This is a genomic window from Lewinella cohaerens DSM 23179 (assembly GCF_000379805.1).
Classification (GTDB): domain Bacteria; phylum Bacteroidota; class Bacteroidia; order Chitinophagales; family Saprospiraceae; genus Lewinella; species Lewinella cohaerens.
In genome coordinates this window covers 290,179-313,948 of record NZ_KB903532.1, presented here as the reverse complement: position 1 = coordinate 313,948, position 23,770 = coordinate 290,179, and the positions used below count along the sequence as shown (strand labels likewise).

The window sequence follows — 23,770 nt, the reverse complement described above, 5'->3', positions numbered from 1 at the left end:
ACAAAAAAACTACATCTCCTTTCTATATTGATCCAGCAACTCTCTTTCTTTAGCCGTAAGGCTATCAATGCCCTGATGTTTAATTTTATCAAGCAGGTAATCTAGGCTTACTTTATTATTAGAGCGAGGGAATTTTGGCTTACGAGAAACGTTAAGCCCTTCTCCCCAGTAGTTGTCAATCAACAATATGGCGGGATTACGGACAATGAGTACAAGGAAAATCGTGGCAGGTACAAGGATGAGTAAGATCAACCACCAGCTGGTTTGTAAAATAGAAGGCTTCATGATGATGGTGAGCAAGACGCCAACAATAGCGCCTCCAAGGTGAGCATCGTGACCGATGTTGTCAGATTGAGATTTTATGCCAAAAATGGAGATTACGACGAAACAAAGTCCAAACACCCAGGTGCTGATTTCAAAAGGGAGTAAAATAAGAGAGATTTTGACCTCAGGAAAGAGGACGACGGATGCGAAAATGACACCGCTGATAGCCCCTGAAGCGCCTACGGCCTTATAATCGGGATGATTACGGTGGAGGTAGAGTGCCAAGAGATTCCCGCCTAGTAGTGCACCCACATATATCAAAAGGTATTTCGGGACTCCCAGTACAAACTCCAATGACCAACTAAAAGAAAGCAAGGCTACCATATTGAAGCCAAAGTGCATCCAGTTGGCATGTAGGAATCCTGATGAAAAAAGCCGGTCGTACTGCCTATCGATCAAAATAGGATCGGTATGGAACAGATGGCGTTCGAAATACTGCCGATCAAGGAAGCCTTTGTAGGTCGCCAAGCCAGTAAATAGTAAGATGATGGTGCCAATTACACTGGACATAGGCGTGGATTAATTAATGATTATTTCCCCAACGTAAGTCTGTTCTCCACTCCGTAAACGGTAAGCATAGACGCCAGCGGGAAGTTGATTGATCAGTATTTCTCGTTGCCATTCTTCTCCCGACGTAGCGGGGAAGGTGATTTGTCGAAGGCGTTGCCCCAAAAGGCTAAAGAGCTCAAGTTCGACGGTTGCTGAAGAAGCTTCCTGAAGGTAGAAAGATAGCTGATGATCGGCGGGATTTGGGAAAACTCGCCAAGCTTTAGGGGCCGGATAACTGAAAGGAACGAGGTTTGAATAGGTGAAAGCACCGTCGGTAGTGGTGACTTTAACACGGTAGATATTGGCACCACGGAGAGGGCTTTCGTCGATGTATTGATAGTGCTGTAGATCAGTATGGTTACCAGTTGTAGGTATCGTTGCTAATACTTCATAAGAGAAATAGTCATTGCCACGCTGGAGCTCCATACTGGTGATGTTGTCTTCGAATTGGGTACTCCATTGCAGTGGGATACTGGATTCCTGCACTTCACCTGTAAGGTTGACCCATTCGACGTAGGGATCACCGCAGTAGGGGTAAATTCGTTGAGAAACTGTTGTGGATAATCCTCCGGGGTCGGTGACGGTTAACTCGATGCGGTAGAAATAAATTTCCTGTTCACAGCCTAAGGGGCTGATGAGAAAGTGACTCTCACGGTCGAAGATGACGGGGTCGGGGTGGAAGTGGTCATTGTGATGAAGGAATGTTCGCCATTGATACATCAGTGTTTCATCAGCATGTTCGGCATCGGTCACGTTGGCGGCTAGCCGAAGAAGAGAGGTGAAATCAAGGGGGTATTGGTCACCGTCGTTGAAGGAGGATATCTCTACTTGGGGAGGCGTATTGTTGAGCGAGACTATTCGCTCTGCCGCATTGCTGGCTCCTTCCTCATCCGTGACGGTGAGCCGGACAGTGTAGCTAGTGGGGGCGTTGCTGGTACTTGTAAAGGTATGACTGGGTTCGGGGAGTGTACTCGTTTCGCCATCGCCAAATTCCCAAAGGTAGGTGAGTGTGGTATTGTTGGGGTCAAAGGAGCTGCTGGCCGTAAACTGTACTGCTAGCGGCCCGGGCCCAAAGTACTTATCTGCATTGATGACGGCTACGGGGGCAGGGTTGCCACCGTAAGTGATTTTATGAACTTCCCCGGCAAGATTGGTGTAGTACAACGATCCGTTGGCTAAATTTTGGGCAAGGTAAATAATGTCTTGGCTGTACTCATGGAAGAGATCGACGGCGCTGAGTTCGTTGTTGTCATCGATGGTAAGGGTACGAATCCATCCGCTGAAATCGACGTGGAAGTATTTGCCACGGTAGGCTTCGGGGAATTGATCACCTTGATAGACAATGCCCGCCAAGCTAGAGTAGCCGTCAAACATCTCGCCGGTGACAGGGCTATCGTCATCGACAAGATAAATACTGCTGGGGTCTCCGGTATCGGTCCAGCCGGGTACAGCCGTTCGGGTAGGAGGGTTCCAGCGGGAGTTGCTCCAGGTAATGAGCGGTTGCTGGGCATAGGTGGGGAATGCTTCTTGTGGAATGGGCTGGGTAGCATCACAAGGGTTACCCGGTACATAGGGGCCACTTTCTAACGGGCGAGCAAGCAAGTCGCGAAAGTTGAAGAAAGGCTGGTCACAATTGCTTAGCGGGTTTGGAGCTAAGGGGTTGATGGGAGCCTCTATGATCCAGTATTTCCAGGCGAGGGCATTGCCTTCCATGATTGGCCAGCCAAAATTTTGGCCACCATGCTCAATGACATTGAGTTCTTCCCAGCCGCCATTGCCGACGTCTCCGAGAAAGATAGTTCCGGGATTACCCTGGTCGGGGTAATGACTGCCGGTATTGGGTTTTAGCATCATGCGGAAAGGGTTACGAAAGCCCATTGCCCAGGTACGCGACTGTGCAGAACGTGGAGCCTCGGGATCGTAAAAGGGATTGGAGGCTAGGCCGTCGCCGGTGTTGGGATCAATGCGGAGTACTTTGCCATTGAGGGTGCCGAGGTATTGTGATTTATACGACCCGAGGTCTTGGTCGGGGGTAATGATTCCCCATTCGATAGCTTGGGGGGCATACTCGTCGCCGGGTTCATTGCCAATGCCAATATGGAGTCCTCCTGTGGTTTCGCCTGCCGAGAAGAGTAGGGTGCCATCTAGCCCTTGAATGAGGGTGCCTGCGCCGTGGAATTCGTAAAGGATAGGTACGCCGGTACTGATATCCTCTCCGAGGAGGATTTTTTCAGAACCCGGAACGACGGTTGTAAAGTTGGTTGCCTGATCAGCTTGATAGCGAACTATCCGCGCGAAGCTAGGCTTGTAGGTGACGGTGGTGTCTGGGTGGTATTCGGGAGTGCCGTAGTGCCAGTAGTGATGAAGGTCGACGACGTAATAGAGGTAGAAGTAGCCATTGGTAGTGAAATCATTGTCGAGGCAGAAGCCATTTAGGCCGTGGTCTTTCCAGCTGGCCACTTTTTCGCTAATGTCGATTAATGGCTCGGGAAGCAGTTGCTCTGAGGTGTCCATGACGTATACTTGGCCTGCTTTTTCCCATAGGTAGCCCTGGCCGTTTTGGTCGAAGGTGATGCCAAGGGGGAGTTCAAGGCCATCTATGATTTTGGTATCGTAAAAGTCGTCGGGGAGTTGACTCCAGAGTGGTGTGCAAAAACAGAGGAAGCTGAAAGTAGCGATTAAGAAAAATCGGAAATTGGGGAGATGCACTGTGGACATGATAGCGAGAAATTAGTCGTTTGTGCAAAAATAAGGCATTGTGGTGAGAATAGCGGTAGAGTGCGATTATACGTTTGGAGCTGACGGTTGCGAAGCGAATAGCTGAGCTCGGGGGGCGGAGCCCGCAAGGACCAGCGGTGGTAGCCTGGCAGCGAAGCGCTGGGCGGACGACGCGGCACCAAGCCCCAAAGGGCGATGGTGGGGCCCAAAATAAGATCTAATAACTAGCTGCCGAAACGTGAAGCGGTGCTTTTTTGATTTGCCTTGCTTTTGCCTTTTTCGATGGCGTTGGGGTCGTAATGAACATGCATGTTGATGTACAGGGCGCGAGCCAGGCGGAAAATATAAACAAAGAAGATGCCTAAAACGGCCAATAGGGCAGTGAAGCTGGCGGTGGTACTCCACTTAAGGACCCAGTGTAAAAACAAGACGAAACCGATGGAGAAAAAGGCTGTGAAAATGTAGGACAAGAACATGGCACCGTAGTAATAGCCGGGCTCGGGGAAGAAATCTTCGTAGCATTTGTCGCAGCGCTCTTTCATTTCGAAAGGTTCTTTGAAACTGAGGCTCCCGGTAGGGAACATGTCACTCTCGTGGCACTTTGGACATTTGATGTTGAAGATGCTGTAAGCTTTGTTGCCTTTGCGAAAAATACCCATGTTGCGCTTCGATTTTGTTCGAAATGCAAAGATGGGAAAAATAGAGATATTAGTGAGTGATAATGATCACATATGTATTGCGCAAACATGAGTCATCCCAAATTTTGATTGTCATCAAAATCCGTGCTGACCAACCGCAAAACCTATAGTTAAAGAAAAAAACCCACGATTTCTATTAGTGAAATCATGGGGTTTTCTACAAAAGTCAGATAAATCAATCATTTCAGCTATTTAATGACTCATGTTGTGCTGTTCTTTATTTTAAGCTAAAAAAGCCAGCCTACTCAAGTAAGAGTAGACTGGGGGTACGTAAATTACTGAACTTAAATTTTACAAGAGGGAAATGCCTATCTGTTCAGTAAAATCGTTTTCAAACGGGGGAGAGGGCGTTTTTAAAGTTTAATTACCCGTTGGATATGAGGCGTTTTTCCATCATCATAACGTAGAATATAGGTGCCAGTAGGCCAGTTGTTCATATCTACCGTCAAGCGTAAGTCTTGGGTGTTTACCTGATGCCATACCTTGCCGTTGATGTCCATGATTTGCAGATTTCCACCTTTGGAGGGAAGCTCAATGGTGAGGCGATCAGCGACGGGGTTGGGGTAGGCGGCAGGGGAAGAAACGGTAGAGGACTGCTTAGTCATTGTAACCGTTGAATGCTCACCGGGGGTGGCCGTTGATGTTGGCTGAGCCACAAGGTGTTGACCAGTCGGGATATGTATTGAATAGTCGACACAATTTTCAAAATCTGTAATAACGTCCATGCCCCAGCCTACCTCGACCATGTTAGTACTAGCATTAAGTATATCGTTTACCCTACAGACAAAATACCATTGGTTTGGATTGTTTGGATTATTGATAAAAATAGAATTGCTTTGTTGATCGACTGCAATTCGATGCATATAATATTGTAAAATGGCAATGGATAAATTACCTGGCATTGAGGGGGAATTGTTTTCAAAAACCACTACTTCAAAAAAATCATTAAGAAACATAGAAGGGGCATTTCCAGTAATCTTAATTTTGAGTAGAATACCTCTTCCGGAGAGGAGTGGCACAAGGGGATCGTAGTTTACGGAAGCCTGAAAGCTTTTACCAGATGCAGTAACGCCGCCTTCACATTCTTCCTCAATTCTTAGATCATCAACTATAATAACTAAACCATTCCTGGTGTAAGCTTTGGGTTTTTCCTGTGTTTCGGGCCCGTAAGTATCTAAGGTGCAACCAGATTGACTACCGATTTCATAAAATGTATCGGGAGATAAGTCATTGAAGGTGTAGGAAGTCTCCTCTGTCTGGATTTGCTGTATGAGTTCCTGACTTCCATACAAATAGAGGTTGAGTTGATAAGCAACTGCTCCATCAATGGGTTCCCATTCTACAGATATGGATGTTTCAGTGGTTTCAATAATGTTTATTGTAGGGCTGGGAAGCATACAGTCTTGCCCAAAGGAGCTGGTTAGAAAGCTCATTATAAAAATAGTCAGTAAGAGTACTTTTGTGGGGACGTAATTCATAGTTCAGTTTATTTAAATTAAGTATGTTTACTTGTCTGGAAGCAAAGATGAGAAAGGTGTGAAGAAAAAAAAACTACACTTTTTTCCGATTTTCTGTAATGACCCCTAAAGTATGATTAATCAGAAGCTAATTGAAGTCTTACAATGCTTAGACGAAGCGCATTTGCAAAAGTTATTATTGTTCTTGCAATCACCCTATTTTAACAATGCTTATAATGCAGAGCAGATCGTTGACTTGTACGAATATTTAAGTACACCAGAACAATTGTTGAGACTTGAATTGATCGAAAAGAAGGTGCTTCATGAGCGATATTTTCCTCAGCATAGCTATCAACCCAAACAAAAAAATCCGATTGATGCGCTGACTTCTGACTTATTCAGACTAGTCAAAGAGTTTATCCATGTAGAAATGGCAAGGGAGGATAATTACGAGTCGAAACACCATTTATATCTAGCAAGATTTTACCTGCAAAATAACTTGCCCGACCGTTTTCAGCAAACAATCAATCAATTTAGTAAATACCAAGCAGCAAGGAAGGATATTGGGCCTTGGTATTATTTAGATAATTTTTTGGTAGAGTTAGAGGTAGCACTCTTCAGGAGTATTTTCAATACGTATACCAATGATATCAACCTAGTCTCTACCCATAAAAGTTTGGACCAATACTATAGAGTATCCAAGTTAAGTTTGACTACAGCTTTGAAACATCAAAAAACATTAGGATTAATTGATGATGCCGGAGTTTTGGAAGAAACAGATTGCTTGCTGAAGTCTTTTAATAGCATTGATGCGAAAACGGAGCCTCTTAACCGATTCTACAACATCATTATAGAATGGTTAGATAATCCCCCCGACCTCGAAGACGTAAGAAAGTATGAAGCGGAGGTTTTGGCTATTCGCGATCAGATTGAAGACCATACGTTAAGGAACTTAATGGCATTTCATCGTAATTTTTATTTCCAAGCCTTTCGGAAAGCACCTAATTCATCAACTTTGGCCGTAGAGCTTATTGATATTCATAAAAGACACTTGAAAGAGGGCTTTTTTGAGGTGTACGGAAAGATATTACCTGTTTCTCTTAATGCGATCATTGCTGTTGCTTTAAGAACAGGAGATATTGCTTTCGCAAAACAAGTATTAGTCGATTATCCTCCAGGAAAAATAACAGGGACTAATTATGCAGAAGAAGCACACAGCCTATGTGAAGCTGAGGTGTTATTTAAAAACAAGGAATACGATCTAGCCCTTGAAAAGTTGGTGTACCGAAACTTTGAGAACATCAACTATAGTATTCTAGTAGATACCTTGATGGTGAGAATTTATTACATTATTGATAATGAGTTAATTTACAATAGAATTAGAGCTTTAGAGCAAAAAATAAGGAGGTCCAAAGTTTCTATTACCCGACAAGCGTCTTTTTTGAATTTTTTAAAAATATTAAACCAAATACTGAAGTACCAACACGATAAATCTTCTGGTAAGTGGTTGAAAATAAAGACGAAACTGGAAAAAATGGAGATAGTAGCCTATCGAACTTGGCTCCAACAAATCATCAGCGAATAAAAATAGCCTCACCAAAAAATGGCAAGGCTGCACTAGATTATCAAAACAAGTAATAAACAAATTATTCTAATTTTACTGTTTAATCACAGGTTTACTTAGCAGCTCTTTGCCGTCCAAAAGCCGTATTAGGTATGTACTGGAATAGGAGCTTCCCGTTGAAGTGATCGACACCCATACTTAGGCCAATATCAGTGGTGAGGCATTCGGGGTTATCGCAATTTTCCTGAGCACTAGCCCAGAAGAATGCACTGCTAAATAGGAGCAATAAGATTGCTTTTGTTACAGCTTTCATAGTGATTAAGAATTAGGTTAATAAAATTCAGCCACATTAGAGGTTGCACTTAAAGCACGAGTAAAAACATTTTGATCAAAAGCCCCCTGCAACGGATGCTACAGAGGGCTATTCATCCAAAAAACATTTATTTGTTAAGGACGAGTGTCGAAAGGTGGGTCGTACCACGCTCCGAAAGGAGGCGTACGAAGTAGGTGCCGCTACTATGCTTGCTGAGATCTAGGGAGAGGGAAGTATTCTGACTTTCGTCGATTTCTTCCTGCCACACCACTTGCCCGAGAATATTCACGACCTCCAAGTTGGCCAGTGTGCCTGTTTCTTTGGCTGGTATTTCAATGTTGACGATGCCTTTGCTGGGGTTGGGATATACACTGGTTGAAGCAGAAGCTTTTTTGGTACGTTCCTGGGTGGAGTGCGTGTCACCTTGCTGGCCTTGTAGCCACTGTCCTGGGGCATTGGGGTCATCACCGCCACCACCGCCAGGGTTGCCATCACCGCCTACACAAATGGGTAAGCAAACGATATTGGAAGCGGTACCTGTGTCATTGTCGAGGTAAGAGATGTCAACCTCTTCACAGAAGACCTTGGCACGGAAGCAGAACTCAAAATTCTCATTCAGCATACAGGGCACTAATTGTTGCGTGATCCAACTTGGTACTTGGTAGCTGTTGAACTGGTCGGCAGGCCCCATTTCCATCGGCAGCCAATAGGAAGCACCTGAACAGTCATTGAACAAAAATTCGTAACTGACAAAACTATTGTGTGGGTTGGTCAAGTTCAAGTTGAAAGGATCGCCAGGGCTAATACTGGTGCTGGTCGTCGTAAGTTCACCTGCGTCGTCGGGAGAAAGGGTAACGCTCAGATAGTAAAAGTAAGGGCAGACGCTTTGCTGATCTACCAAGAGTAAGGTGTAGTTTCCGCTCTCGGTAAAAGAGAAACAAGGGTTGGGCCCTGGCTCGAGTTGATCGATCAAGTCACCCTGCTCGTTATAGATGCGCATGGCGATAAAGTCGCTCAGGTTTAAAAAACAAATCGTTTGCTGATCACAGTTGCTTTCCGCAACTTCGTAAACCAAGTCTGCCAAATTAACAGAAGGTTCGTAAGTCAGGGCGAATTGCTCTAGTGTATTACAGTGGTTAAGTGCGACGATGAACGGCTGATTTTTAGCAGTGACGTCAATGAGGAAAGAGGGATTTGGGTTCGCGGATGGTGACCAAGTGTAAGTATGGGAAAAGGTGCGGCTATTTGATCCTATCGCATTGACAATCCCATGTTCATTCTGGCCATCGCCCCAATCAACCGTGATAAAGATACCCATGAAAAATCCGGAAAAATCCGTGTTTACCGTTGGGGTAATTTCAATAGTACGGCTGTATTCGTCGCGCACAGGATCGTAGCTGCATGTTGTTTCCGTGATGGTAAAGTCTGGAACTTTAGTACCAAACACTTCAACGGATGCCGTAAGGCAAACTGGCCCCCCAGTGCAAGGCGTAGCGATGATTTGCCCACTTACGTTATCCCTTACGTTTACTTTAAATTGTAGCACGCCCGTTTCATTACAGGTGTAATTAAGAGAAGGCAGTGTGGTGGAGATAGGAGTAGGGGTAAGGATGGTAACGTTATTACAATCCGTTGTTAGTGTAGCTGGATCGAAAAAACACTTTTCTACGGTCCATTCATAAGTTACGTTTTGCCAATCGACACATTCAAAAAGCATGATGTCAGCAACATTGCCCAGGCAGAGTTGGTCAGGACCGTTATTAGCGGTTCTGGTGATGTCGCATTCCTGTGCGTTTAGGGTACTGAAAAGAGAGAGGAAGAGAAAGAGCACTGAGAAGATAGTCCTTGGAGTATGGATCTTGATTGAATAGTTCATTTTGAGAAGTATTGTACCCTCATCACGAGGATGAGGGCCTGTTTTTAGAAAAAAAGAGAATTAAACAGCTGAATTGTCCAGCAGAAGAGGAGCACAGTGCAGAGAGGCAGCTGTAAAGCAGATCAGCGTATTTGTAGTACATGTTAGCTTTCCCAGAAAGTCATCGTTGAGTTCATTGAGTGCACAACCTACACATGACCCAAAGGAGCTTGAGGATGCTCTGCAAGTAGGTTTGTATATACCGCCCACACTGCCTGGATCAACGGAGGTAACAGTGATTTCGCCAAGGTGTTCCAGGGTAGTGAAATCAATGGCTACAACGGTAGAGTTTTGCTCGTCGATTGGGAATTCCTCTACCATTAATGGGTACAGTCTTCCATCTCGAGGGTATAATGCTAAATTGATGATACGACCTTCAAGGTGGTAGAAGTCAATAGAATAAAAGACTTCGTCGGTATCAGTGAAAACCTGGTAATACTGGGCTGGAGAGAGCATGTTTTCTGCTAAAAAGTTTTGGTATATTTCGGATTCTGCTAAACCATCGATTTCAGCAAAGGAAATTTCTACAATATCAGTAGGACGGGGGTACTGAGCAAGCTCGTCAGAACGGAACTCTACGTTTTCATTCAACAGAACGGGGGCGTTGTCTTCTTGTTGAGGTTGGCAACTAAAACCAGTACCAATAATTAAAAGAAAGAGAAAGAGATACAGTGAATTTTGCATGATAAATAGTGATTTGAATGAATAATTGAACAGCTTATCTGTGTTCTTTTGACATTACAAATCTCTACCATCTTGGGCGCTGATAAAATCTCAGTATTTGGATGTTTTAAAGTCGATTTTTAAGGAGTGTTGTTGCTTTTGAAAGAGTCTATGTTTTATAATCTATTGATTTTAAGTTATTTGTGTGTTTTGTTTTTCCTATGGATTTTCCTTGTTTTCCTTGGGGCCTAGTGTTTTGCAGAGGGGAAAGATGAAATAACCGCTGTTTTTTGCTGTTTTTATTAAAAAACAATCATCTCTGCTCGTCTTGAACAAGAAAAGTGCTATCCAGCTCCTTCTACTGCAAATTCATCCCGATTCAAATCATCAGGTAGGAGGGCATAAACTCAATGTTCACTTTTGTGTTTCTTTAGCTTAAATGCTCATAACCATGAAACGATTTTACCAACGTACGCTACTCTTTAGCGCTTTTCTCCTTTTAGGTACCCTCTTAATGGCGCAGCCACCCTGGGGTGGGGGAGGTGGTAAAAAAGGCCCAACCATCAAAGGCCGGATTACAGGCACCTTGGTGGATACCCTCAGTGGGCAGCCGGTAGAGTTTGCTACCCTGGTACTCATTCAATCTTCTGATGGAAAGCAACTGGATGGCGGGATTACTGAAGCAGACGGCAGTTTCAAAATCATTGAAGTAGAAAATGGTGCTTACGAATTGAACATCAGTTTTATGGGCTATGAAAGCCGTGTGGTAAAAGGCGTGGAAACAACGCTGGAGAAACCCGACCTCGATTTGGGAACTGTTTACCTTATTCCTACAGGTGTTAATCTCGACGAAATTGTAGTCACCGAACAGGCCGCACTGGTAGAGAACAGGATTGATAAACTGGTCTACAATGCCGATAAAGATGCTACCACTACCGGTGGCGATGCTGCCGATGTGCTACGAAACGTACCTTTATTATCTGTAGACTTGGATGGTAATGTAAGCTTGCGAGGATCTTCCAATATTCAGATTTTGATCAATGGCCGACCTTCTACCATGTTTGCCGCCAACCCCGCGGATGCCCTCAAAACGATTCCGGCCAATCAAATCAAGACGGTAGAGGTCATTACCACTCCTTCGGCAAAATACGATGGGGAAGGCAGTTCAGGGATCATCAACATTATTACTAAAAAACGAAACGCAGAAGGCTTTACGGGGTCTGCCAATACTTCTATTGGTACGCGCCAAAACAACGGTGGCCTCAACCTGAATTGGGTACGCGGCCGTTTTGGGCTTAATGGTGGAGCCAACAGCTTCTGGTCGTGGCGACGGGAAGGTAATATTGAATTCTTACGGGAAGAATATGATGGTGACTTAACGACTTCTGTCTTTGAGCAAAAAGGGCCTAATAGCAGCCAGGTGTTGGGCTTTAACGGTAATTTTGGCGCCTTTTATGATTTCAACGCCTATAATAGTATCAACTCCTCCATCCGTTTCAATGGTTTTAACAACTGGAGAGATGGTACGCTTAACGGGCTAATTTCGCCAACAGGCGCTACAGAATCTACCACTTTTGCAAGAGCCAACGATAACCAGGGTTTCCGTAACGGCTTCGACTGGACTACCGACTATAAGCGTACTTTCCCCGATTCTGAACGCGAGTTTTCCGTAGCTTTTCAAATGAGTTCTACGGCCAGCGATCAGGAAAATATTACAGACCAGACTGGTACCTCTGACGTTTACGAAGAAGACATTCGCAACTTCAATAATGGCCTCAACCAGGAATATACGATGCAGGCCGATTACGTCCATCCTTTTGGCGAAAAGCTAAAGTTGGAAACGGGTGTCAAGAGTGTTATTCGCCGTATTGATAGTGATTACGAAACCCTGACGCGCGCTACCAATGGAGATCCATTTACGCAAGTCAGCCAGTTGACAGACAATTTCCTTTACGATCAAGATGTCTATGCTGGTTATGTTTCGTTCAATATCAAAATTGGTAAAAGCATAGGGCTTATCGCTGGTGCCCGCTACGAGCGTACAACCATTGGCGGAGCATACCAAGAACTGGAGGTAGAACCATTCACGCAGGAATACGACAACCTGCTACCCAGCTTTATTCTGAGCAAGCAATTCGAAAATTTTAGCAACCTGAAAGTTAGCTACTCGCAGCGTATTCAGCGCCCCAGCTTGTTTTATATCAACCCTTTTACGCAGCTTAACGACCCTAATAATGTCGTTTTTGGTAACCCAACCCTTGATCCGGAAGTTGTTGAGCAGTACGAGCTTAGTTATGGTACTTTCGTGAAGGGCGTTTCTGTAAATGCATCGGTTTATTACCGTAAAACGACGGATGTTATCGAGAGCTTTGTACAAGTTGAGCCCTCTTCGGAAGTTTCCAATACCAGTTACCTTAATATAGGAGTAAACAACAGTGTGGGCGTCAATATCTTCACGTCGATCAACGTCAAGAAGGTGGGAACCTTCCGGTTGGGCTTCAATATCTACACCTATAATGCGGAATCTACCATCGACTCGATTGATTTGAGCCGCGATGCGATTGTTTGGAGTACCAATGCAGGTGCCAATATTAACCTACCTCGCGACTGGAAATTTGACCTCTTTGGCTTTGCGCGTTCTCCCAACCAGACGCTACAAGGACAGAACCCTAGCTTCTGGATATACGGTATGGGCTTGCGCAAAGAATTCAACAAGCGCTTCAGCCTGGGCGTGCGTGCCATTGAGCCATTCAACAGGAACAAAAGCTTCCCTTCTGAAATTCGTGGAGAGAACTTTTACCAGCGCTCCGATTTTAGCATTCCTTTCCGTTCGGTTGGGGTGAGTTTGAGCTATAATTTCGGGCAATTGGATTTCGAGGGCAACGGCCGCAGTCGTCGTTCTAAAATTAATAACGACGACCAGAAGGGGGGAGGTAGTGATAACTTTTAGACTATTCTCTGCTTTTCGGCATTCGCCGAAGGTCGTAGAGGGATAGCTGACCCCTTAGGTCTACTATCCCTCTACTTTCTACCCAAAGGGCGCGAAGCAGCCCGCGTCTTTCTACGGTATTTAGCAAGGCCGGAGTTTAGCCTACTCCAAATCCCCCCTCCGTGCTGCTTTCTGCAATTTTTTATTCGCATAAATAGCAATTTCTACCCGTCGATTTTGCTGGCGGCCCGAAGCGCTGTCATTGTCAGCAAGGGGTAAGCTTTCGCCGAATCCCTGGACGGTAAATCGGGGAGCCGCCACGCCTTGGCCGGTAAGGTGATTGCGGACGGCCTTAGCGCGATTTTCGGAGAGTTCCATGTTCAGTTCGTCAGAACCTGTACTGTCGGTATGGCCCTGGACAAGGATATCCGTGTCTTCGTATTTGTTGAGGGTGGTTGATAATTCATTAAGATTGGCCTTGGTCGTCGAGCGGAGGGAAAACTTACCTACGTCGAATAGTAAGCCAGAGTCGAAGGTGATGAGGATCCCTTCTCCAACTCGTTCTACTTTTGCTCCTTCGAGGTCGCGCTGAATCTCGGCGGCCTGTTTGTCCATGTAGCGACCAATAATGGCGCCGGTAGCCCCTCCAACGGTAGCTCCAATAAGAATGCCTGCTGCTGTATTACCGGAACGCTCTCCGATGACACCACCAATAATTCCTCCGGCACCTGCACCAATGGCACCGCCTTTAGTCGTGCGACTGGCCTGGCAAGCACTGCCGAAAAAGATGACGAGGAAAGTCAGGAAAATTAAAAAAGCTGATTTCGTTTTCATAAGTGTAGATTTTATACTGAAACCTGATTTTTAGTACTCGTGTTCAATAGTTGCTGGACAGCCGTAATAGCCGCTGCTGCTCTTGCCTCCCCTTGGCCTTTGACGGTGAGATAAGGAGTGCCCAGTTGTTGTAAAATGCGCTGATACTCTTCGAAGTGTTGTGTTCGGTCTGCTTGCTGGGGCGCTTCCCGCAGCGGGTCGGGTTCCCATGCTAAATCTGGTGTGCACAGGAAGGTAAGTGGGTATTGATACTTGCGTAAACTGGCCTCAATGAAGGGGTCTACTCTACCGAATTTCACTTTACTCCATACGTAGATGACCTCTGGGCCAGTATCGCAGAAAAGCAAAGGGCTTTGATGATGCTGGTGTTGTAGACGGAGTTGCCCATTGAGGATTTTAAGGAGGTCTTCTTCTTCATAATCCTGCTCCAGCGCATTGAGGTAGGTACGTGCAAACTCAGGCACCCAGGGACTTTGGAACCTGCGAGCAAGGGTTTGTGCCAATTGTGTCTTACCGCTGGATTCCGGTCCGGTGATCAGTATTTTTAGCATGAAAAGAAGTTTAGCTGGCGTTTCTGAAAAATGATGAAAGTCCAGTTTAGAAAGAACTCAACCTTAGGATAAAAATAGTGTTTCGTAGTTATATCATTGAGGAAAAAAAGATATGCAAGACCTTGAACCTTTCTTTCGCTGGCGTGATGAATACAGTGCTGCCAATGACGAACGCTCTCCCTTTTACGGTAGAACTTATAGTGAATTTGAATTCACCGACACCATTTATAATTACTATATCCACCCGCAGTGGGATAATATCGGTTCGTCAACGCTGTATTTAAAGGTTCTGTTTGCCGATTATCATCAACATTTTGCCATCATTGAATTGATCGGCGAATGGAACGATGCCGTACACAATGATATCATGTTTCTCAAACGAGAGCTCATTGACGAAATGATTCCAGCGGGTATTTACCATTACATCTTGATCGGAGAGAATATCCTCAACTATCACGGCGATGATGATAGCTATTACGAAGAATGGAAGGATGACCTAGAGGAATACAATGGCTGGGTTGTGCTACTGAACATGCAAGATCATGTGCTGGATGAAATGCGTGAAACCCAACTAGACAATTACCTCCATTTCGGAGAACTCTTCAACGATATCAACTGGCGCCCTCATAAACCCCGCCGTATTTTTGCTGCCATCGAAGGCGTGCTGTCGCAAGAGGAAAAGCGTTTGTATTAATAATAAGGTGTAAAAGTTGGGTGAGTGTAAGGGGGTAAAGGTCCAGATTGGACCATCAACCATCTAACCATCAACCATCTAACCCTTAATAAAACAACGTAAACCCAAAGCGACCATTGATCAGGTTGTTTCTAAAAATAGCTTGTAAGTTGAGGTCGTAAGCCAGCATCAGCTCAAAGGTAGGGTTGCTGCCTCCACTATTCATACCGACACCAATGTAGGCATTCATACCATTGTAGGTGATTTTTTCACCATTACCAATTGGAACTTGGACATTCTCGTACATCAGTTCGACTTGGGCAAAGTATTGCCGGTACACTTGCCCTCTGATAAATGCTCCAATACCAGTATCTACGATATTAACTTTCTCGAAGACATTCCCAAAATCATCTCTAAAGCGATAGTGGTTGTAAAGGATACTTGCCCTTGGGCCAATACTTACTTGAGGGATAATTCGATAACCGTACATGGGGGCAAGCCCAAGCGTGTAATTGATAAGTCTAGTACTAGCACCAAAGCCTAAGGCTGTGTGAGCTCCTACCCACCAACGCTGGCCTTGGGGTTCTCCCCTTTGGGCTTGAACTGCAAGCGTGCAGCAGAGTACTATCGCGATCAGAAGTGAAAAACGTTTCATATTATCAGGTAATTTTGCTTTCAGAAGGAGCAATACAGTAATAAATTGAGCACTAACTTAGGGACTTATCACTAATTGAGCGTACAATAGCCGACAAAATAAGTTATTTGTAACATCCATTACCTTCCCGCGTATAGGTAATCAGAAAAAAAAATGAAAGGATATTATATTTGCATGCCCACGCCAAGAATCCACTTGAAGACTGTTTGAATCCGTGCTTTACCGCCTCACCTTATCAACCCGGATTAATTAATTGCCTAAAGAACATCTTCTAGGTCGAAAACACAACTACTTTTCATGATGAAGTTAGCAGCTTTTTTCCCGCTATGGCTATGCCTATTGACGGGCACGCTCTTTGCTCAAACAACGGTGGATTTATTGCCTTTGCCGCAGGCAGATGCACCGATTCTTTCGGAACAATTTAAAGACTATCAAACAGTGTCGCTGGATTACCAGGCGCTCTACGAAATGTATCTGATGTCTGCCAATGACGTAAAATTTTCGTTGAGGGCGGCTGGAAGGCAACCACTCAAATTTAGCCTTACGGGCTATGATCTACGTTCGGCTGGTTATGAACTTCAAACAATGGTCGATGGTCGTATGAGAGGCGAGGCACCTACGCGCACCGCAACTTTCCGGGGTACCGTTGGTGAAACCAACCCTCAGGAAGCACTCTTTACATTTGACGAAAACTACGTACTGGGGCGCTGGGAAGAGAATGGTGACGTCTATTATGTAGAGCCCTTATGGCGCTTTGTTCCAGATGCAGATCCTAGTCATTACCTGGTGTACCAAGAACAGGATGCTATTATCCCGGAGGAGTACTGTGCTACGCACATTCCTGCACAGGTAGAAAGATTACAAGACAGATCTTCTGGCCCTAGTAGAATAGCAGGAGAATGTTTGTTGGTAGAAATAGCATTGGCTTCGGATTTTGAGCTGTACCAGGATTTTGGGAGCAACGAAACCAGCGTGGAGAACTTTATGCTCAATAGCTTGGCAAACGTCCAAACCAATTATGACGATGAGTTTGCGGATGAAATCCAGTTTGAGGTAGTTACCACCTTCATTGCTACTTGTAGCGCTACCAGTTGTGACCCTTGGACCAATAATACAAATGCAGGAACCCTACTGGACGACTTTACCGATTGGGGTAATGGTGGTGGTTTTGGTGTAACCTTCGATGTTGCCACTTTATGGACAGGCAGAAACTTCAATGGTGGTACTATTGGGGTTGCTTGGTTGAGTGGTGTCTGTAACAACTTACGCTACAATACTTGTGAGAACTTTAGCAGTAATGCCAGCCTAATTAGGGTTGTGTGGGCACACGAACTTGGGCATAACTTCAGTTCAGGTCACGATGCCGGAGGTAGCGGCTTTATTATGGCTCCTTCTGTAAATAATACCAATACTTGGTCTCCTGCGTCGATCAATACGATTAACAATTTTGTATCTAACGCCAATTGTTTGGGTGATTGTGAATCTTCCCTGGATCCTCCGCTTGCGTTTATCGAAGTGTCTCGTGACGAAGCGTGTACAGAAAGTTACGTAGGTTTCTTTGACGAATCTGAAGGTGTTGTATTGACCCGCACCTGGGACTTTCCTGGTGGGACACCAAGTTTTTCAACCGACCCTCATCCTGTTGTCTACTATGACGAGCCTGGAACTTATCAGGCTTTCTTAAGCGTAGAAAACAACGTAGGTGATGACTTTACCTCTTTTACTATTGAGGTAGGTTTGGATGAAGAGTACCGCAAAGTCATTCACTTTGAAAACTTTGAAGACGGCTTTGGTGGCTGGGGTGTTGAAAATCCGGACAATGATGAGACTTGGGAAATCACAGGTGTAGATGGTAACTTTGGTGACAATGCTGCCTTTGTTAATAACTTTGATTACGATGCAGATGGTGAAACGGATGGGCTTATGAGCCCCGGGTTCAATCTGTCTGCTGAAGGTGACGTAAGGCTTTCTTTGGAATATGCTTACGCTCGCTTCAATAACAACTTACGTGACCAGTTGCGTATCTATGTTTCTACAGATGGTGGCGAAACCTTCCCGGATTTACTCTTTGAAGGTGACGAAACTGGCGGTGGAAACTTTGCAACCGCAGGCGACAGTAATAATGCCTTTACTCCTGAGGATGAATTCGAATGGTGTACCAACAGCCCGGGATGTATAGACCTGGATCTTTCCGCATACGACGGGCAGAGTGATGTTGTGATAATGATTGAGAATGTCAACGGTTTTGGTAACAATATGTATGTTGACAACATCTCTTTGACGTCCTTTTGTGGAGCACTGGACCCTCCTGTGGCTGACTTTGAACTGAACCCAACTATTGGTTGTGCACCGTTACTGGTGTCTTTCGATGATCTATCAACGGGTGTTGTAGAATTCTGGGACTGGTCTTTTCCAGGTGGCGATCCTAGTTTTAGTAATGATCAGTTTCCTTTCACTGAGTATAACACGCCTGGTGTTTACGATGTTAGCCTAACGGTAGAAAATAACGTAGGTACTGATACGCATACCGAAATCGGAGCGGTGACGGTATTAGGTTTACCTACACCTGGCTTTACTTTTGTACAGGTGTCTGGCTATGATTACCAATTCACAAATACCTCTTCCTCTGATGTTGAGGATTTTGCCTGGGATTTTGACGATGGTTCCTTCTCTCAACAGGAGAATCCAGCGCACACCTTCCCTGGTCCTGGTAGCTATGAGGTAGAATTGGAAGTGTTTAACGAATGTGGTAGTGATCTCATCATTCAAACAGTCGTTGTAGAGCCAGGCCTGGTTGCTGACTTTACCAGTGATGTAACCAGCGGTTGTGCTGACCTTACGGTGCAGTTTACCGATTTATCTGAAGGTGAGCCCGAGGCTTGGTCGTGGGAGTTTCCCGGCGGCCTTCCTGCCACTTCTAGTGACCCCAACCCTGAGGTGATATATTCTACACCCGGTGTTTACGATGTAATATTGACGGTAGAGGCTGATGGTTTATTTGAAACCATTACACTCTCCAACTACATTACCGTTCTGGGGCTACCCAACGTAAGCTTTACAGCTACATTGGCACCTGGTGAAGCCACACCTGTTATTGTAAACAATACTACCAATGCAGACAGCTACACCTGGACTTTCGGTAATGGGGAAACTTCAACAGAGGAAAACCCTACTGTTACTTACACCGAGCCAGGAACTTATATTATCACATTAAGTGCGCTTAACGAATGTGGCCAGGTAGAAGCAACTCAAACAGTAGAAGTTATCTTTCCTGTAGATCCTTCTTTTGCCAGTACAGCTGCGACGGGGTGTGCGCCATTAAGCGTAGACTTTACTGCACAACCTCAAGAAGATGGCCTGGTTTATGAATGGGATTTCCCAGGTGGCGATCCTGCTACCTCAGCAGATCCTAACCCTACTGTAAACTATCTTTCGGCTGGGGTATACGATGTAATCCTGACGATCACCAATGCGGCTGGTTCTGCATCGGTAACAGAAACGGGATACGTTGTTGTTAACGAAGGCCCTACGGCAGGTTTCACCGCAACGGCTACACCTGGTAGTCTTACTGTAGACTTGGTCGACATGAGCAGTAATGCAACCAGTGTAAGCTGGGACTTTGGCAATGGTGACAGCACGACTGACACGCCATCTTCTTATACTTATGATCAAGAAGGTACTTATACCATTACCCAAACGGTAGAAAACGAGTGTGGTACAGATGTAGCTACCCAAACCGTAACCTTGGTGTTGCCAGTATCTCCGGTGATTACCTCTTCTGTGACGAGTGGCTGTGCCCCGTTGACAGTCAGCTTTACAGCTAGCCCTCAGGCGGATGGGTATACCTATGAGTGGAGCTTCCCTGGTGGAGCACCGATGATGACAGATACACCTGAAGCCACAGTGATTTACAATAGCCCCGGCACTTATTCTGTTTCCCTGACGATCACCAATGCTGCCGGAGCCAGTACGGTTACCGAAACAGATTTGATCGTAGTAGGAGAAGGCCCCACTGCTGATTTCTCCTTTACGAATACGCTGGGAAGTGCTGTTGTGAACTTTACGGACAATAGCTCTTTAGCTGATGATCTACAGTGGTTTTTTGGAGACGGAATGATGTCTGTTGAAACGAACCCTGAGTATACTTACGCTGCTGAAGGCAGCTATGAAGTGGCACTGGTCGCGAGCAACGAATGTGGTACCGATACCAGCCGGCAAACCATCGACATTATTTTTGTTCCTGAACCTACGATTTCGGCTTCCGTAAGCAGTGGTTGTGCGCCGCTGACGGTTACTTACACTGCTCAGCCCCAGGGTGCAGGCTATACCTACCTTTGGGATATTCCTGGAGGAGTGCCTGCCGCCAGTACAGACCCTGTCATTACGGTGGTTTATAACGAACCGGGTAATTACACGGCAAGTGTAAGTGTTACCAACGCAGCAGGAACCGGCACTACACAGACGACCAACTCTGTAATGGTACTGCCAGAGCCGATGGTGACCTTCAACATTGACTACGTGTTAGGCGACTACTCCGCTACCTTTACCAGTACCAGCCAGGGAGTTGATAACCTGATCTGGAACTTTGGTGATGGCAATATGGATGAAGGAGCCGTGGTTACGCATACGTATGCCGCCGCAGGAAACTACGAGGTAAGCTTGACGGGAACTGGCCCTTGTGGTTCAGAAACGATCACGCAGACCATTATGATTGTTGTAGCACCTACAGGTGGGTTTACGAGTACAGGGCAAAGCGGTTGTGCACCATTTACAACTTCATTTGCTGCCAATGACCAAGATGGTACCTATACTTATGCCTGGACCTTTATTGGTGGTTCCCCTGAATTTAGTGATGAAGCCAACCCAACGGTGACGTATAATGCAGCCGGTACTTATTCGGTAAGCTTGGTAGTTATGAATGCAGCAGGCACAGCTAGTGAAAACCTGGAAGAGTACATTGTAGTAGGTGAGGCTCCATCAGCTGACTTTACACTGGATTCAACCTTGGGTAGCCTTACTATTGGTGCTACTGGGCCTGCAGATGCAGGAATTACCAATTGGGCTTGGGACTTTGGTGATGACACCCAAGGCAGTGGCATGAGTGTCATGCATACCTACGAAACTTCAGGTACTTACACCGTACAGCTTACAACTACGAATGAATGTGGTAGTACAACGACAGAACAAACCGTAACCGTACTCACAGCACCAACAGCAGCCTTTACTGCTAGTAGCCTAAACACTTGTGTAAATGAGCTGATCACCCTTACGGCTGATGAGCAAGGGCCTGGTTACACTTACAGCTGGACCATCGATGGTGGTATGCCAGCTATGAGTACCGATGCCACAGTGGTGACTTCCTTTGTTGTAGCAGGTACCTATCAGGTAAGCTTGAGTGTGACGAATGCCGCAGGAACTACCACTACGGAGCAGACGGTGACGGTGACAGGCCTGCCTACGTCTTCTTTCACTTATACCTTGAATGGTTTAACGGCTACCTTCGATAATTTGAGTACAAACGCTATCGCTTATACCTGGTTATTCCCTGGTGGCACGACGAGCAATGAGGAATTCCCCATGTTTACTTTCCCTGGGGTAGGTACCTATATCGTTCAATTAAGTGTTGACGGTGAATGTGGTACCGTACAATCAGAAATGAGTATCGTTGTAGAAGGCGCTATTCCTGATATTGACTTTACATTGGAAAACAATGCAGGATGTGCTCCATTAACAGTTTCCTTCTTTAGTACGACGGAAAATGCAGATGAACTCTTGTGGAGCTTCCCTGGAGGTACCCCAGCGACTTCAACGGAAGTAAACCCTGTTGTTTCTTATCCGGTGGCTGGCAGCTACAATGTTACTTTATCAGCTACCAATGCTTTTGGTACCAATTCGGTAACTATGCAGGATGCTGTAACGGTTAACCCTGCGACTACTGCCGGGTTTGATTATACCCTTGATGGAACAACGGCTACCTTTAATAATACCTCTACCGGAGAAACAGGTATCGTTTGGACGTTCTCTGACGAATCTACGTCAACGATGGATAATCCAACCTTTACCTTCCCAGGTAATGGTACTTACGAGGTGAGCTTGTTCGCAACTGGCTTATGTAATGACGAAGAGACCACTCAGACAATCGTTATTGATGGACCGCTTCCAGAAGTAGTGTTCAGCACTAATACGGATGAAGGTTGTGCACCACTGATGGTTACCTTTACGGATGATTCGGAAAATACGCCGACCAGTTGGTCTTGGTCGCTTCCTGGTGCGACACCTGCTACAGGTGATGAGGCAGAAGTGACGGTTACTTATGAAACAGCTGGCACCTACGGGGTAAGCTTGGAAGTAAGTAATATTTACGGCACCGCTATGGTTGAGGTGATGGACTTAATCACTGTACTAGCAGCACCTGAGTCACCGGAGTTTACAATCGTTACAGACGACGAGATGACCTACAACTTTACGGTTGACTCTCCTGTTGCCGGGTTGACTTACTCTTGGACTTTTGGCGATGGTGAGGCTGCTATGGGCGAGAATGTGGAGTATACCTATCTGGAAAACGGACCATTTGAAGTGACCTTGGTTGCTATCAATGACTGTGGTTCAGCTACCGCAGCAAAGACGGTTAACCCGATTATTTCAAGCGTTGATACTCCAGCATGGGCGTTCGACCTGACTTTGTCACCTAACCCCACCAGCGATCAGTTGTACCTACGGGCAACCAACTGGCCTACTCAGGGGGCGTTGTCGTTCCGATTGATAAATGCATTAGGGCAGCACCTAGGACAGGAAGTTCGCGATGTAAATGTGGGTAACTGGCAGCAGCAACTGGATATGAGTAAGCTTCCAAGTGGAACTTACTGGATTCAGATCAGCTGGGCCAATGAAGTATGGTCACAAAAAGTGATCAAACTTTAGGAAACGTTTGAAAAAGGTGTCATCCCGAATTTTGGCTTAGGCCAAAAAACAGGATGACCAAACTTTAAGCATGGTTTAATTTATATTTGGTAATCCCAGGTTTTGATGACAATCAGAATCTGGGATTACTCATTTTAGCCCCTGGTTGCTAAATAAAAAAACGGATTACCTTTGTTTCCTTAACCATCACTGAATAGATGACTCGTTTAAGTGTAAATATAAATAAGGTGGCGACTCTGCGTAATTCTCGTGGAGGTAATTTGCCCAACCTGATACAGGTAGCCAAAGATTGTGAAGCATTCGGTGCTGAGGGAATTACGGTACATCCGCGCCCGGATGAGCGCCATATCCGCTACAGCGATGTTCCTTTGTTGAAAAACATCGTTACGACCGAATACAATATTGAAGGTTATCCCAATCGTCCTTTTCTAGATTTGGTTTTGGCCAACCGGCCTGATCAATGTACGTTGGTTCCTGATGGACCAGGAGTACTTACTTCGGATCAAGGGTGGGATACGATAGGGCAGGCAGCCTTTCTGAAAGAGGTTGTGGCAGAACTGCAAGCTGCTAATATCCGGGTGTCCTTATTTGTTGATGCAGAAGAACGCTTTATTGAAGGAGCTAAGGACGTTGGTGCCGAACGTATTGAATTTTATACCGGGCATTATGCTAAACAGTTTTTAAATGATCCGGAGAAAGCGGTTGCACCCCATGCCCGTTGTGGGGCCTTGGCCAACCAGATTGGTTTGGGAATTAACGCCGGGCACGATCTTAATTTAGAGAACCTCTCCTATTACCGGAAAAACGTGCCGGAATTGCTAGAAGTGTCGATTGGGCACGCTCTGATAAGTGATGCTTTATACTTTGGTTTACAGAATGTTATCCAAATGTACCTGCGTCAATTAAAGTAGGGTGGTGAGATTTATTTTGGCGATAAGCAGCGTTTGCAAAGAAATATGCGTTGTTAAGAGTGTGTTAAAGTCGAAAATATTTCTCACCTTAGCCC

At 45.5% G+C, this 23,770-nt stretch carries 15 protein-coding genes; 5 read left to right on the top strand and 10 right to left on the bottom strand.

The window, feature by feature from the left end:
• Positions 1-9: 9 nt before the first annotated feature.
• From A3EU_RS0103445 to A3EU_RS0103425, 4 genes are all read right to left on the bottom strand, one after another.
• Positions 10-834, bottom strand: a complete 825-nt coding sequence (locus tag A3EU_RS0103445) for a rhomboid family intramembrane serine protease (protein WP_020534726.1) — start codon at positions 832-834, stop codon at positions 10-12.
• Between the two features lie 9 nt (positions 835-843).
• Entirely contained in the window at positions 844-3,591 is a 2,748-nt protein-coding gene (locus A3EU_RS29260) for a PQQ-dependent sugar dehydrogenase (RefSeq protein WP_020534725.1), read from the bottom strand.
• 224 nt (positions 3,592-3,815) lie between these two features.
• The gene (locus A3EU_RS0103435; RefSeq protein WP_281169136.1) at positions 3,816-4,175 is read right to left on the bottom strand and encodes a DUF983 domain-containing protein; all 360 of its coding nucleotides are present in this window, start codon (positions 4,173-4,175) and stop codon (positions 3,816-3,818) included.
• A 467-nt stretch (positions 4,176-4,642) separates the two neighbouring features.
• Positions 4,643-5,767, bottom strand: a complete 1,125-nt coding sequence (locus A3EU_RS0103425) for a T9SS type A sorting domain-containing protein (protein WP_020534723.1) — start codon at positions 5,765-5,767, stop codon at positions 4,643-4,645.
• A 112-nt stretch (positions 5,768-5,879) separates the two neighbouring features.
• Between A3EU_RS0103425 and A3EU_RS0103420 the strand changes: the two genes are divergently transcribed.
• Positions 5,880-7,331, top strand: a complete 1,452-nt coding sequence (locus tag A3EU_RS0103420) for a hypothetical protein (protein ID WP_020534722.1) — start codon at positions 5,880-5,882, stop codon at positions 7,329-7,331.
• A gap of 91 nt (positions 7,332-7,422) precedes the next feature.
• Here the strand turns inward: A3EU_RS0103420 and A3EU_RS0103415 are convergent, their stop codons facing one another.
• The 3 genes from A3EU_RS0103415 to A3EU_RS0103405 all read right to left on the bottom strand — a co-directional run bounded on the left by A3EU_RS0103415 (position 7,423) and on the right by A3EU_RS0103405 (position 10,222).
• Positions 7,423-7,623, bottom strand: coding sequence for a hypothetical protein (locus A3EU_RS0103415; protein ID WP_020534721.1), 201 nt, complete (start codon positions 7,621-7,623; stop codon positions 7,423-7,425).
• A 127-nt stretch (positions 7,624-7,750) separates the two neighbouring features.
• Entirely contained in the window at positions 7,751-9,499 is a 1,749-nt protein-coding gene (locus tag A3EU_RS0103410; protein ID WP_020534720.1) for a T9SS type A sorting domain-containing protein, read from the bottom strand.
• A 60-nt stretch (positions 9,500-9,559) separates the two neighbouring features.
• On the bottom strand, positions 9,560-10,222 hold the full coding sequence (locus A3EU_RS0103405) for a hypothetical protein (protein WP_020534719.1): 663 nt from the start codon (positions 10,220-10,222) through the stop codon (positions 9,560-9,562).
• A gap of 430 nt (positions 10,223-10,652) precedes the next feature.
• Here A3EU_RS0103405 and A3EU_RS0103400 point away from each other — a divergent pair, with 430 nt between their 5' ends.
• Entirely contained in the window at positions 10,653-13,151 is a 2,499-nt protein-coding gene (locus tag A3EU_RS0103400; RefSeq protein WP_020534718.1) for a TonB-dependent receptor, read from the top strand.
• A gap of 141 nt (positions 13,152-13,292) precedes the next feature.
• Here the strand turns inward: A3EU_RS0103400 and A3EU_RS0103395 are convergent, their stop codons facing one another.
• Positions 13,293-13,964, bottom strand: coding sequence for a YiaD family glycine zipper/OmpA-like lipoprotein (locus tag A3EU_RS0103395; RefSeq protein ID WP_020534717.1), 672 nt, complete (start codon positions 13,962-13,964; stop codon positions 13,293-13,295).
• Positions 13,965-13,975: 11 nt separating this feature from the next.
• Positions 13,976-14,515 (bottom strand): AAA family ATPase, encoded by a 540-nt coding sequence (locus A3EU_RS0103390; protein ID WP_020534716.1) that lies wholly within the window; start codon positions 14,513-14,515, stop codon positions 13,976-13,978.
• A gap of 112 nt (positions 14,516-14,627) precedes the next feature.
• On the opposite strand from A3EU_RS0103390, the gene A3EU_RS0103385 reads away from it, so the two are divergent.
• Positions 14,628-15,209, top strand: a complete 582-nt coding sequence (locus tag A3EU_RS0103385) for a hypothetical protein (RefSeq protein WP_020534715.1) — start codon at positions 14,628-14,630, stop codon at positions 15,207-15,209.
• 85 nt (positions 15,210-15,294) lie between these two features.
• Here A3EU_RS0103385 and A3EU_RS0103380 read toward each other — a convergent pair whose 3' ends face one another.
• Positions 15,295-15,843, bottom strand: a complete 549-nt coding sequence (locus A3EU_RS0103380) for a hypothetical protein (RefSeq protein WP_020534714.1) — start codon at positions 15,841-15,843, stop codon at positions 15,295-15,297.
• Between the two features lie 297 nt (positions 15,844-16,140).
• Between A3EU_RS0103380 and A3EU_RS0103375 the strand changes: the two genes are divergently transcribed.
• Positions 16,141-22,764: a PKD domain-containing protein gene (locus tag A3EU_RS0103375; protein WP_020534713.1), complete on the top strand. Its 6,624-nt coding sequence runs from the start codon at positions 16,141-16,143 to the stop codon at positions 22,762-22,764.
• Positions 22,765-22,961: 197 nt separating this feature from the next.
• The gene (locus A3EU_RS0103370) at positions 22,962-23,675 is read left to right on the top strand and encodes a pyridoxine 5'-phosphate synthase (RefSeq protein WP_020534712.1); all 714 of its coding nucleotides are present in this window, start codon (positions 22,962-22,964) and stop codon (positions 23,673-23,675) included.
• The last annotated feature ends 95 nt before the right edge of the window (positions 23,676-23,770 follow it).